This is a genomic window from Microcoleus sp. w2-18bC1, assembly GCF_036700365.1.
In the GTDB taxonomy this organism is placed as follows: domain Bacteria; phylum Cyanobacteriota; class Cyanobacteriia; order Cyanobacteriales; family Microcoleaceae; genus Microcoleus.
In genome coordinates, this window is sequence record NZ_JAUBOS010000016.1 from 59,303 (window position 1) to 72,815 (window position 13,513).

Genomic DNA, 13,513 nt, shown 5'->3' on the forward strand with positions numbered 1-13,513 from the left:
GTAGCGGAAGGATTCGCAATTAAAATAAACAGAAATTACGCTGAGCCTGCCCTTGAACTTTGATAGAATGATCAACATTCAGAAAAGTTTTTAAAGCAGGTACTATTATGCTTGTCTCAACTCGCGAATTGCTGAACACGGCCCGGAGAAAGGCTTATGCGATCGGCGCTTTTAACGTCTACAACCTCGAAGGAGTAAAAGCCGTCATCAATGCGGCCGAAGCGCTGGACAGTCCTGCGATACTGCAAATTCACCCCAGCGCCCTCCTATACGGAAAGTCGCCTTTAGTCGCGCTGTGCATCAAAGCTGCCCGCACATCTTTAGTACCGATCGCAGTACACTTAGATCACGGCACCTCAGAAAAAGATATTCACGTCGGTCTAGCCGCCGGCATTAAATCAATTATGGCAGACGGTTCTCCTTTGCCCTACGAACAAAACTTAATATTTACCCGGGAAATGACTAAATTATCCCACGCTAACGGTGCGGCAGTTGAAGCAGAAATCGGCAGAATTAGTGGCAGGGAAGAAGGTTTGACAATCGATGAGAAAGCCACAAGGATGACAGATCCAGTAGCAGCAGTAGACTTTATCAAAGAAACTAAGGTGGATTTTTTAGCCGTAACAATTGGTAACGTTCACGGCAAATATTTAAGCCAACCCAAACTCGATTTTTCGCGTCTGGCAAAAATCCGGGCTGCTGTTTCAGTGCCGTTAGTGATGCACGGGGCGAGCGGTTTGCCGAACTCAATGATTCATCAATGTATTAAATTCGGAGTATCTAAATTTAATGTGAATACGGAAGTTCGCGAAGCTTATATGGACGTGTTAAAAAGTAACATTTCTGAGCCACATCCGGATTTGTTGGAAATAATGGAAAAAGCTATCGCTGCTATGCAATCGGTCATTTCTGACAAACTGCAACTTTTCGGTTCTGTCGGTAAAGCTTATTTGCATCAATCTCCCTACGCGGATGACTTGACTGACCAGAGTACCAGCAACAAAGAAATAAGCCGCAACCAATCAAGTTTTGATCAAATGTTAAAGCCTGCCTATAGTGAGGCCTTCAGTCTTATGTTGAAGTAAAAAAAAACTAACGTCCTGACGGCGAACCACTTTTTAGTCAGGACTTTAGTCCTCTTTAACCGTTTAACAATTTATCAGGATCGATGCCAGATTCCCGCAGCCGCCGAATTAAAGACTGTAATTGAGCTTCCGCTGACTCAGCCCGCTGCCGTTGCTGTTCCGCTTCAGTGAGAATCCAATTACCATCAACATCATACCAGCGCAACCACAGTCGATCGATTCCCTGAAACTCTCCTTGCCACAAACCCAAGCCCAAATTTAGGTCAGCAATCCACACTCGCGACTCGGGCAATTCTAATTCTTGATAGTGTCCGCCCTTCAATTCAAACACTCGCAATTTGTTAGTATAGCGGCTGAAAACTGCATAAATAGGAACCCGCAAAATTTGCTCGTAAACCTCCCATTTTCTCGGCGGTTCCTCCTTCGTCTCGTCCTCCAAAACTTGCCCGTTACCCGCAGTGTTTCCCGACTGAGGTGGCAAATTTTCTTCATCGGTATTGTCGCCTAAATCTTCTTTTTCCGTTCCCGGCGAAAGCAGTTCTACAATTACAAAAGGATTCACGCCTTCCTGCCAAGTAACATAACTCATCCGCAGTTCGGATCGATCGTAAAGTCGGGGAACTCCCACAACTCCAAACCAATCCGGTCGCTTGTGCCACAGAGTGTGATGCACGTCATAATAAAGGTTCATGTCGGTGCCGCTAAATATCTCAGAAGCCGGATAATTCCGAGATCGAAACGTCAGGCTCAACAACTGTGGCTGTAAATCGTGAAATTCGTCAGGCAAACCAGGTTCCTCCGGGTCTTCGCTGGGTAAATCGTACATCGTCGGCAGCGTTTCTCGGGGCGATCGCGGCGGATCGGTTTGCGGCACAGGATATTTAAAAGGAAACATATAATATTGAGAAATGACTGCATTTATGCTAACATCATTTTAATACTTGCAGGACGAGCGCCAACACCCTGTAAAACGTTTATTTCAAACTTTTCTTCCTCTTTTCCGTGAAGTCAATCTCACCTCTTAAATCTCAAATCGACTGATCCGAAATTCTGCACTATGATCGACATTCCTCAACTGATTGCTCAAGAACTTTCCATCAATTTGTCTCAAGTCAATAATGCTCTGGAACTTTTCGCCGAGGGAGCAACTATTCCGTTTATTGCCCGCTACCGCAAAGAACGCACGGATTTGCTGAATGAAATTCAGTTGCGGGACATCTCCGATCGCTTCACCTATCTGACGGAAATTGAAGACCGCAAAAAGTCGATTTTAGAGACGATTAGCTCTCAGGGAAAACTCACAGAAGAACTGCAAGCTAAAATCGAATCGTGCTTGCAAAAAAACGAACTCGAAGACCTTTATCTGCCTTACAAACCCAAGCGGCGGACGCGAGCGACAATTGCTAGGGAAAAAGGTTTGGAGCCGCTGGCGAATTTTATCAAAACTCTGAATTTACCGACGGCTAAACCAGCAGATTTGGAGGCGGAAGCTGCTAAATATATTTCGGAAGAAAAGGGAGTGAAGACAGCAGAAGAAGCTCTCAAAGGTGCTGCGGATATTTTGGCGGAAGCGGTTTCGGAAAAAGCCGAATTGCGGGCTTATTTGCGAGAGTTTTTGATGAAAACAGGAGTTTTTGTCTCGAAAATTAAAGATGATTTCCCGGAAGGAAGCACTAAATTTGAAATGTACCGCAATTATCAAGTGGCAGCGAGAAGCGTTCAGTCGCACAATATGTTAGCGCTGTTTCGCGGGGAAACGGAAGGGGTTTTAGATTTGGAATTGGCTTTTGATGAATCCGCCGTGATGGCTTATTTGGAAGCTCAGGAAATTAGAACTAGGATACCGGAAGTTAAAGAGTTTTATCGATCGACTTTGAAGGATGCCTTCAACCGACTGATGAAGACTTCGTTAATTACAGAAGTACGATCGCACAACAAAGCCGTCGCTGATATCGAGTCGATCGCCACTTTTGAAACCAACCTCCGCGAGTTGCTGCTGTCGGCGCCGGCGGGAATGAAACCCACATTGGCGATCGATCCGGGATTTCGCACGGGGTGTAAAGTTTCCGCCCTCGATGAAACCGGGCAATTTTTAGAATATCAAGCTATTTTCCCCCACCAAGCGGCCGCTCAGCGACAGCAAGCTGGTAAAATTGTCAAGCATTTAATTGAAAAATATAAAATTGAATTAATCGCGATCGGCAACGGTACAGCTTCCCGCGAAACAGACGAATTTGTTTCGGAAGTTTTGGCCCAAATGGACAGGAAACCGATTAAAGTCATGGTGAATGAATCCGGTGCATCGATTTATTCAGCAAGCGAAGTGGCGATCGCCGAATTTCCCGACCTCGACATCACCGTTCGCGGCGCAGTCAGCATCGGACGACGTTTGCAAGACCCCCTCGCCGAACTCGTGAAAATCGACCCGAAATCAATAGGAGTCGGTCAATATCAGCACGATGTTGACCAAAAACTGCTCAAAAAGAAACTCGACGAAACAGTCGAAAGCTGCGTTAATTATGTCGGAGTTGACTTAAACACAGCGTCCAAAGAACTGCTGACATTTGTGTCAGGAATGACGGCAACAGTTGCTAAAAATATCGTCAATTACCGCAACGAAAACGGCGCATTTAAAAATCGCCGCCAACTCCTGAAAGTTCCCAAACTCGGCCCAAAAGCTTTTGAACAAGCAGCCGGGTTTCTCCGCATTCGCGGCGGCGAAAACCCCCTGGACAATACAGCAGTTCATCCCGAAAGTTATCCTGTCGTGCAGGCGATCGCCAAGGATTTAGACTTGCCGCTGACAGGAATAACACAAATATCGGAAAAAATCAAGACTGTAAACATCAAGAAATATGTCACTGAAAAAGTCGGAGAACCAACACTCCGAGACATTATTTCCGAACTAGAAAAACCGGGAAGAGACCCGCGAGCCGAGTTTAAATATGCCACTTTCCAAGCAGGAATTAAAGAAATCTCCGATTTGCAAGTTGGGATGGAATTAGAAGGCATAATCACGAATGTAGCTAACTTTGGAGCCTTTGTTGATGTGGGAGTACACCAAGATGGTTTGGTTCACGTTTCTCAATTAGCCGATCGCTTCGTAGATGACCCTAAACAGATTGTTAAAGTCGGACAAGTTGTGAAAGTGCGGGTTTTGGAGGTGAATGAGAAGTTAAAGCGGGTTAGTTTGACAATGAAGCTGCAAGAAAAACCGCAACCGCAAAATGGCAATAGCGCGAGGCTTCCGGCCCCGCGCCGACGTTAAAACTTTGGGGGAAAGCTGAAATACTCACCGGCCTGAAGGCGCGGTGAGTATTTCAAAAGTCTGGAACTCTCATAAATGCGTGGAATGAAATTCGTCTGAAAGCGCTAACCCAAGCGTATTGCTCTATATATGCTCTATAACAGAACAGTATCAAGAGCGTTCTCACCACCAGTGAGCGCAATGATTTGAGCAGTATTAATGTATGCAACATTGGTTTGGGCAAAAGTCGCTAACCCCGTAATCGAGAGGGGACTTCCTGCCAGAATAGTGGGACTGCAATCAAACCAGTTATCAACTGAATGCCACCAAAGATAGCGAGAGAAGGCCCAAATCCAAAGCGCAGTAGCTCTCCAAATATGAAACTGCCTACACCAAATCCAGTAAAGAGAGTAAATACCTTCAGTCCCATCGTTTGCCCCAAATTGTTGTCATCTCCGAGATCGGTCACAATTCCTACAAACAACGGTTGAGTCAGGTCATACCCTAAAGACAAAATAAGAACTGCGATCGTCGTTCCGATTGGCGGAATCTCAAAAATCATTCCAATCCCAGCCACAGCAGCCATTACCAACCCTGCTGGAACTAGCCAACGCCGTCCCCACCGATCGACAGCTTGACCAATGAAAGAACTCAGCAATAAACCGGGAATGCCGTACCCAAGAATGTTTAAACCAATGCTCAACGCATCCATACCGTACCGTTCCGATAAATACAACCCTAGCCATGTATATACCCCAGAGTGGTAGATACCATTCCACAGAACATAAGCATATGTACGCTGCCCCCGAAAGGTTGCTAATATCTGGCTGTATCCCCTAAAGATTTGGCGAATAGGCGGTAATTTGGTGACTTTTGGTGTATCAAATAAAGAGCCGTAAGGATGAAGTCGCCAAAGCACAACAGCAGCAAGCACAGCAGTACCTAGAAAGAGCGATCGCCAACCTACAAATGGCTCAAGAATCGCTCCCCCCGCAGAGCCTGCTGCCATTCCCCCTTCCATTGCTGCAAACACCAATCCTAGCTTGGCACCTCGCTGATCAAACGGGAATAAATCGCCAATTAAGGCGAAGGTAAGGGGAATCACACCACTGGCTCCAATCCCGGTTAATAGCCGCCAGGTTGCCATCTGCGAAGCATTTTGAGCAGTGGCAGTTAAAGCCGTGAAAATGACAAAAAGAGCAAGCGAGATGCGAATAATAGACCATCGACCAAAGCGATCGGACAGGAGGCCGAAGAATAATGCCATCAGTGCATAGGACAGCATATAGGCTGGAACGATAAAGCCGATTTCCTGAACCGGAACATTAAAAACTTCCGCCAAACGTGGAATCAGGGGAGCAATCATGTACCCCTGTAGAAAAATTAGCCCCGCAGCGATCGAAAGCCAGGAAAACAGGTCTTTATGCTGCTTTAGGCGAATCGTGGCATCGGCTGGTTCGGTATGAGGGTGATTAAAAGATTCTTTGAGTTTCGGCATGGATTTAAGAGATTTCAACTCATATCACATTTCACAGATGACTAAAATCTGAGAACTTAGCTGGAGTGCCAACGCCAACAACCAAAGCCCCTAGCCTGGTAAAAGCTTGGAGTACCTTCTCAACTCTGGAGGTTACAAATTTTGTAGGTAAGGTGTGGAATCTAGCTCTTAATGTCAGGATAACTTGATAAATGTCATGATTTATACAAAAAATGTATATTTAGATACAGAATTTCTTATAAGACTTATTACTTCAGGCTATCAACAAAGCTATGGTTTACGCATTGAGCAAAAATTTTGGGTTTCAAGCCCCTTCTTCAGTGGCCGGCTTTATGTTAGAATTTAATTGATTGAAATACCCACCTAAGATTGCAGCAATATATACTCATTTTGAGTTGAAACCGCGACTGATTCAGTAATAGGGAAAGACTGAAGGTCAATGGTTAAAATCCAACAGATTACCGCACTTCTGAAAGTTTGCAAGAGGATGTGCTAATCAATCAAGAAAGAGTTAGTGTAGAGTGTTTTCGCCGGAATGCAGAGGATTTGTGGGTGCTTGATTCTTACACTCAAGGGCATGACGTTCAGTTGAAGAACGTTAATTTTAGCTGTGCGATCGAGACATTGTATGAAGATGCGATCGAGATTAGTTGATTTTAATTACTCCTGAATCACTGATATTGATATGATTGAACCGCGAAGACGCAAAGGACGCGAAGGAACAGAAAAGAAGAAGAAGCTGGTAATTGCTATTTTTTCTTGGTGGCTTTCCAAGTGCCGCCGTAGAAGTAAAAAGGATTGTTTTTACTTACCGATTTCCAACATTTAAGACATAAAAAAAACCACTGCCCCGACTCGTCATACCGGGCACGGTAGAGAGTCGGGGCAGATTGGGAACAACGATCGCAATATTTGATTCTGATTGCCCTGGCCATTGTTTCTCAGTTTTAAACAATAACGGACTCTTGAGGGCGGGCGAATATCATGCGACCGGCGCTAGTTTGCAGGGCGCTGGTGACTACGACTCTGGCTTCGCCACCGACATAGCTGCTTCCTGCTTCTACTACAACCATTGTGCCGTCATCCAAGTAACCGATTCCCTGAGAGGGTTCTTTGCCTTCTTTGCGGATTTTGAGTTCGATCGTATCTCCCGGCAAATAAGTCGGGCGCACCGCATGAGTCAAATCATTGATATTCAAAACCGGCAGTTTTTGGACGGTAGCTACTTTCGATAAGTTGTAATCGTTGGTAAGTAAAATGCCGTCGATATCCAAGGCGAAGCGGACTAATTTGGCATCGACTGTGGCAATATCTTCGTAGTCAGCCGAGTGAATTTGAATCCGTTCTGGATATGTTTCTTTGATGCGGTTGAGTACATCTAAGCCGCGGCGTCCGCGCACTCGCTTTTGATCGTTGGCTGAATCAGCTACCAGTTGCAGTTCTTGGAGCACGAATTGCGGTATGATAATTTGACCTTCGAGGAAACCTGTTTCTAGGAGGTTTTCAATCCGGCCGTCTATTATACAGCTAGTATCGACAACTTTGGCAGAAGCTGGTTTGAAAGTACCTTCAGCTACCAACACCGTGTCAAAGCTTTTGGGGTTGATCAGCCGCAAGAAAGCGCGGCCGTGGGTGTCGGTTAAGCTGACGCCTGTGAAGCCGAACATGACGCTTCCCAAGACTGCGACTAGAGGTTTGATGAAGCCGAACTCGCGGGGAATTGGCAGCAGGAACAGCGGAGCCAGCATTAAGTTTGCTACTAGCAGTCCGATGATTAAGCCGATCGCCCGCGTCAGCAGCATCTCCACTGGCATATCGCGGACTTGTTTTTCCAAGCGCCGATAGGTTGTTTGAGCCACTAATCCCATCACGAAGCCGATTAATGCTCCAAAGGAACCTAGTACAGAACTTAAGCCTTGTATATTTGTAACTTGCTGCAGGAGATTGCTCGGCAGGAGTTCGACTCCGTAATAGCCGATGCCTCCGCCTGCGATTATGAATGAGATTATTATGATTGCGTCTAGCATTAGTTCTAGGTTAATGAATTTATTCACATTATATCTTTGCAGTGCTGATACTTGTTTTCATGCTTTGGTCGGATATCGCCCTATTTACTCAGCGATTTTCATAAACTTATATTTCGCGGTTGTACCCTTTGGGGGATGTGCCAGGGAGGCGCTCGAATTTACTACGCCGGACCCAAAGCAGGCACGAAGTGCGAATAGACCGCCCTGCGGGATGTTCGGGGATTTTGGTCGATTAAAACTGGTATGAGGTTAAATTAACAGAGCCGTAGCTTGCGGGGCGGGACGCCATCGTTCGCAGCGCTTTTTTGGTAAGAAAATGTCATAATATACATAATTATTCATGATGGTTTAATTAAAATTTTAGATTTGAAGTTGCGCTTTTGGCTTGAAATGTAATGAACCCTCCCACAGATTATTTAACATTTGAATTAAAAAAAAGTGTGCAAGCGACAAATTCCGGGATTCCTAGTTCGGCTTACCTGCACATACCTTTTTGTCGCCGCCGCTGTTACTACTGCGATTTTCCGGTTTTTGTGGTGGGCGATCGCAAAAATGGCGAGAATTCCGGGACAATTGTGCAATATGTTGCTGTACTGTGTCAAGAAATTCAAGAAACTAAAAATTTAGGCGCATCTCTGAAAACAGTTTTTTTTGGTGGTGGCACGCCTTCGCTGCTTTCTGTCAGTCAGTTGAGCAATATTTTAGAGACTCTCGACGGCAAATTTGGGATTGCTGCTGAGGCGGAAATTTCTATAGAAATAGATCCGGGTACGTTTACTTTAGAACAGTTGCGGGGATATGTAGCGGCGGGAGTAAATCGAGTTAGTGTGGGAGTGCAAGCTTTTCAAGATGAATTGCTGCAAACTTGCGGGCGATCGCACTCTGTCGCTGATATTTTTGAAGCAGTAGAAATAGTGCGATCGGCGGGTATTGTCAATTTTAGTTTAGACCTAATTTCGGGACTGCCACACCAAACTTTAGAACAGTGGGAAGCTTCCCTGAAATCGGCCGTCGAAATTTCGCCGACTCACCTGTCGAGTTATGACTTAATTGTTGAACAGGGAACTGCTTTCGGGCGCTACTTTGAAGCAGGCGCGCAGCCGCTACCAGCAGATGAAACCGCTGCTGGAATGTACCGTTTAGCGCGGGAAATTCTGACAGGGGCTGGCTACGAACATTACGAAATTTCTAATTACGCTCGCTCTGGCTATCAGTGCCGCCACAACCGCGTTTATTGGGAAAATCGCCCTTATTACGGTTTGGGAATGGGGGCGGCGAGTTATGTGGAAGGCCGGAGGTTAACGAGACCTCGCAAAACTCAAGAATATTATCAGTGGGTGCGATCGATCTCTGGCCTCAATTCCCCAGCTACTCCTCGAATTGGGGGGGAAACCCAGCCAGATATTTACCCACCAATTGAGCAAAATTTTCCCGTCTCAGAAAATGACGTTTTGTTAGAAACGCTGATGCTAGGTTTGCGTTTAGCAGAAGGAGTTAGCCTGTCGGCGCTGACTGAAAAGTTTACTCAGCAAACAGTTGATAAAATTTGGCGTTGTTTACAGCCCTACTGGCGGCAAGGATGGGTAGAAATTATCACTGCGGATGGGGCGATCTCAAATTTAGGTGAGGGCGAGAAACTGCCACTGTCGGGCAATTTGAGGTTGAGCGATCCCGAAGGTTTTTTATTTTCTAATACAATTTTAGCCGATTTGTTCAGCAACTTAGGCGAAGATAATTAGCTCTGTCTGAGGAAGTATACCCCCTGACAAGCGCGATCGGCTCTAAAGCCGGGGCCGCCAATTCGATGAAAGGAAATTTAATCGCTCCCTAGCTTGATCCTCTCTAAAATAGTATATTTTCTCTCGATCCCTACACAAAACTTAAAGGCGAACTAAGCCTTGGGATAGACGCCACGACAGCACTCCAGCCGTCATACTTAAGACTGAACATTTAAAAAGTAATTTAATGAACACTTTAACAACTATCGAGCGCAACCAAACCCAAAACCAGCCCTGCCTTGTAATTAGCGATCGCGGGTGCAATCCTGCTTCCAAGTGTAATTTTTGCGGTCACTACCAACAGGCAAGAGGTTCAGTTGGTCACTGTCAATTGTTGAACGCACCTGTTAGGGGAGGATGGAAATCTTGCACTTTAGCACTGCCGGCTTTTGCACCTTCTTGGGAATAAGTGGAAGGCGCTGATGTTTCCCTGGCGCAATTTATTAATTAACCCAAAAAATATAAAAAAAATGTATAAAAAATTGTGTTTTAACTGGTAATATGCTATATTAAGTCTAGGTTCGTCGCCGATCGTTCGCACAATTGCACAAACAAGTTAAAAAAATGAATTTGACACTAAATCAGGTAATTTCCGAAGGTCATACGCGCATTTTGTGTTGGTACCTTAATAATACTAGCAAAGTGCAAATCGCTCGTATTACAAATATTCCTAATTGGTATTTTGAGCGGACGGTTTTTCCGGGAGAGCGTTTTTTGTTTGAAGCGTTGCCGGAAGCTCAGTTAGAAGTTTGCAGGAGTGCGGATACGGGTGGTATAGTGTGCGAGCGAATTTTGTGCGATCGGCTGCGAGTTGAAGAATTAAGCACGGCTGATTGAAGATAATTCCTTAGACTTACCAAACAGATGTAGAAACCCGGTTTTTTTTCAGAAACCGGGTTTCTCTGTATGATGATAAAAACTTCGTTTGCGATCGCACTCCCAACCTCATAAACCCGGTTGATTCCTAGATTCCTTGTTACTAAGCCCAAAATTCGTAGAAACTCACATCTTGCACCATTCTCAAGAACAGGCAAGATGCCTGTTCCACAAGAAAATCTACTCTTTGTGGAACAGGCATCTTGCCTGTTCCTAAAAAGCTTATTGACAAGGGTGCAACATCTTAGTATGAACCGGGATTCTCGCCACCCCATGCGTCAGCCCTGAAACTGTCGGAAATGTGGATCTAAGCTAAATTATAAAAAATCAACCACTGTTTAATACTAAAACCCGATGTCCCTCACCGAACAAATCCTCTCCCAACTGCCAGGAGACGCCCTCACAGGCCTGAGAAAAGTCGATCGACTCTGGGAAAACCTCAAACAAAACACCGCAGCAACACCCCAAGCAGTCAAACACAGCCAACAACCCCTCGAAACCCTCGACTTCGACATAGTTATCGGCGGCGGAACCCTAGGAATATTAATCGGTACAGCCTTAGCCGTGCGGGGTTGGCGAGTAGCCTTGATAGAACGCGGCACCCTGCGAGGACGCGATCAAGAATGGAACATTTCTCGCAAAGAATTAGACACATTCTTAGAATTAAATTTGCTATCTGTTGCAGAGATAGAAAAAGCCATAGCTACCGAATACAACCCAGCCCGCATCAGCTTTGCCAACAGCCCAGACATTTGGGTGCGCGACGTACTCAACATCGGAATAGACCCAGTTTACCTCCTAGAAACCTTGAAACAGCGATTCCTAGAAGCCGGAGGCGAACTATTTGAAAATACACCATTTAAAACAGCCACAATTCATCCAAATGGAGTCCTTGTAGAATCGGAAAATACCGATTTACAACTTGACAAAAAATTATTTAAAACCCGATTATTATTAGACGCAATGGGGCATTTTTCGCCTATTGTCCGCCAAGCAAGACAAGGCAAAAAACCCGACGCCGTATGTTTAGTAGTCGGCAGTTGCGCTCAAGGATACCCCAAAAACGACACTGGCGATATATTTGCATCCTTCACCCCAATGCAAAATCAGTGCCAATATTTTTGGGAAGCATTTCCAGCCAGAGACGGCCGCACCACCTACTTATTTACCTACATAGACGCCGACACAGAAAGATTCAGTTTAGAAACATTATTTGAAGAGTATTTGCGCTTGCTTCCCCAATATCAAAACGTCGAAATCGAACAGTTAAAATTCCAAAGAGCACTCTACGGATTCTTCCCCTGTTATCGCCAAAGTCCTCTAAAAACCCCTTGGGATCGCATACTTCCAGTCGGAGACAGCAGCGGTAGCCAATCTCCCCTCAGCTTCGGCGGTTTCGGCGCCATGGTACGCCACCTCAAACGCTTGACTCTAGGAATTGAGGAAGCTTTGACAAGCGACAGTCTCAGCAAAAATTCCCTCGCACTTTTGCAACCCTACCAGCCGAATCTATCAGTTACCTGGTTGTTTCAGCGTTCGATGAGTGCTGCGATGAATCAAAGAATAGACCCTAATCAAATAAATCAACTTTTGGCTGCCGTATTTCAGGTAATGGAAGACTTGGGAGAACCAATAATCAAACCGTTTCTTCAGGATATCGTGCTGTTTCCGGCTTTGTCACAAACCCTGTTTAAAACAGCAATTAGCCATCCCGGATTAGTTCTGAAAATTATCCCGCAGGTAGGAATAGCTAATTTGCTCGATTGGATGGTTCATTATGTAAATTTAGGAATTTATACGGGATTGCAGCCTTTGGGGAAAGCCGTAGAACCCCAGGTAAAAAATTTAGCCCCGGAGCAGCAATATTATTTTCACCGATTAGTTGAAGCCTGGAAATATGGCGCTGGAGGCGATTATTAACTGATTAATTGTGGCACAGGCATCTTGTTCGTGGCTAATATCTGAACAGGCAAGATGCCTGTTCCACAACACAATATAATTTATTGATTAATTGTGGCACGTGCAAGATGCCTGTGGCTAATATCTGAACAGGCAAGATGCCTGTTCCACAACACAATAACATCATTATATTAGTTGTGAGTCATGAAGGAGCTATAACTGCTAAAGCTTGGGGAATCACTCGAAATTTTGCAGGCGTGTAAGTTGTAATTTCACCGTCAGTATTAATCGGACGGCGTTTGCTAGTATTAACCTCAAATTCTTGAGCGTGCAAGGCGCGAACGTTAGGCCAACTGGTATGATTTCCTTGCCTCATAGCTGGCAGCAAAGCAATGATTTCCCACCATTTTTTTATTTCCAAACTGTACAAATCTAGTCGCTTGTCGTCGATTGTGGCATCCTCGGCAACTGTCATGCCACCGCCGTAGTAGCGGCCGTTGCCAATGGCAATTTGAATAGTTTTAACATTAAAAGATTGATTTTTTATCTTAATTTGTGCTCGGAAAGGTCGCGCTGAAAAAATTGTCTGCAAAGCAGTAAAAGCATAAGCTAACACTCCCCAGCGCTGCTTTACGTCTTTAGTCAGGCGCTGGGTAATTTCCACGCTTAGTCCCAAACTGGCAACATTAAAAAAATATTGGCTGTTAACCCAACCCAAGTCTATTAGCCGAACTTTACCGCTGGCAATTACTTGACAAGCTGCTGATAAATCTGTAGGAATCCCCAGAGTGCGGGCTAGGTCGTTAGCTGTTCCCATCGGCAAGATACCCAGGGGTAACTTGGTGTCTATCAAACCTTCTATGGCGGCGTTGAGAGTGCCGTCGCCACCGCCAATTATTACTAATTCGACTCGATTTTGGTAGTGGCGAATAGTGTCGGAAAGTTCGTGGGCGTGGTCGGTAGATTCTACCATTAACTCAAAACCCAGTGTTTCTAATTCTACAGTGGCTTGAGATAATAGCTTTTGCCCTTTTCGGGAGTGCTGGTTTACTAAAAGTAGAGCTTTCTTCATTTGTTAATTTTTAATTAGGAATATTGCGTAT

Annotated in this window: 11 protein-coding genes; 7 read left to right on the top strand and 4 right to left on the bottom strand. The window is 45.1% G+C overall.

Features of this window, described 5'->3' with window-relative positions; genetic code table 11:
* Positions 1–107: 107 nt before the first annotated feature.
* A complete protein-coding gene (locus QT979_RS11920) occupies positions 108–1,085 on the top strand; it encodes a class II fructose-bisphosphate aldolase (protein ID WP_333211289.1) in 978 nt (325 codons plus the stop codon).
* 55 nt (positions 1,086–1,140) lie between these two features.
* Here QT979_RS11920 and QT979_RS11925 read toward each other — a convergent pair whose 3' ends face one another.
* Positions 1,141–1,980 (bottom strand): Uma2 family endonuclease, encoded by an 840-nt coding sequence (locus QT979_RS11925; protein ID WP_333310100.1) that lies wholly within the window; start codon positions 1,978–1,980, stop codon positions 1,141–1,143.
* 162 nt (positions 1,981–2,142) lie between these two features.
* Between QT979_RS11925 and QT979_RS11930 the strand changes: the two genes are divergently transcribed.
* The gene (locus QT979_RS11930) at positions 2,143–4,353 is read left to right on the top strand and encodes a Tex family protein (protein ID WP_333310103.1); all 2,211 of its coding nucleotides are present in this window, start codon (positions 2,143–2,145) and stop codon (positions 4,351–4,353) included.
* 229 nt (positions 4,354–4,582) lie between these two features.
* On the opposite strand, the gene QT979_RS11935 is transcribed toward QT979_RS11930, so the two are convergent.
* Positions 4,583–5,830 (bottom strand): MFS transporter, encoded by a 1,248-nt coding sequence (locus QT979_RS11935; protein WP_333310106.1) that lies wholly within the window; start codon positions 5,828–5,830, stop codon positions 4,583–4,585.
* 489 nt (positions 5,831–6,319) lie between these two features.
* Between QT979_RS11935 and QT979_RS11940 the strand changes: the two genes are divergently transcribed.
* On the top strand, positions 6,320–6,484 hold the full coding sequence (locus QT979_RS11940) for a hypothetical protein (protein WP_333310109.1): 165 nt from the start codon (positions 6,320–6,322) through the stop codon (positions 6,482–6,484).
* A gap of 293 nt (positions 6,485–6,777) precedes the next feature.
* Here the strand turns inward: QT979_RS11940 and QT979_RS11945 are convergent, their stop codons facing one another.
* Positions 6,778–7,857, bottom strand: coding sequence for a PIN/TRAM domain-containing protein (locus tag QT979_RS11945; RefSeq protein WP_333231576.1), 1,080 nt, complete (start codon positions 7,855–7,857; stop codon positions 6,778–6,780).
* A 395-nt stretch (positions 7,858–8,252) separates the two neighbouring features.
* Between QT979_RS11945 and hemW the strand changes: the two genes are divergently transcribed.
* From hemW to QT979_RS11965, 4 genes are all read left to right on the top strand, one after another.
* Positions 8,253–9,596: a radical SAM family heme chaperone HemW gene (gene hemW / locus QT979_RS11950; protein ID WP_333211279.1), complete on the top strand. Its 1,344-nt coding sequence runs from the start codon at positions 8,253–8,255 to the stop codon at positions 9,594–9,596.
* A gap of 226 nt (positions 9,597–9,822) precedes the next feature.
* Positions 9,823–10,044 (top strand): hypothetical protein, encoded by a 222-nt coding sequence (locus QT979_RS11955; protein ID WP_333211277.1) that lies wholly within the window; start codon positions 9,823–9,825, stop codon positions 10,042–10,044.
* A gap of 155 nt (positions 10,045–10,199) precedes the next feature.
* On the top strand, positions 10,200–10,472 hold the full coding sequence (locus QT979_RS11960; protein ID WP_333057596.1) for a DUF1830 domain-containing protein: 273 nt from the start codon (positions 10,200–10,202) through the stop codon (positions 10,470–10,472).
* A gap of 393 nt (positions 10,473–10,865) precedes the next feature.
* Positions 10,866–12,431 (top strand): FAD-dependent oxidoreductase, encoded by a 1,566-nt coding sequence (locus tag QT979_RS11965; RefSeq protein WP_333211275.1) that lies wholly within the window; start codon positions 10,866–10,868, stop codon positions 12,429–12,431.
* A gap of 181 nt (positions 12,432–12,612) precedes the next feature.
* Here the strand turns inward: QT979_RS11965 and QT979_RS11970 are convergent, their stop codons facing one another.
* Positions 12,613–13,482, bottom strand: coding sequence for a lipid kinase (locus tag QT979_RS11970; RefSeq protein ID WP_333211273.1), 870 nt, complete (start codon positions 13,480–13,482; stop codon positions 12,613–12,615).
* Between the last annotated feature and the right edge of the window lie 31 nt (positions 13,483–13,513).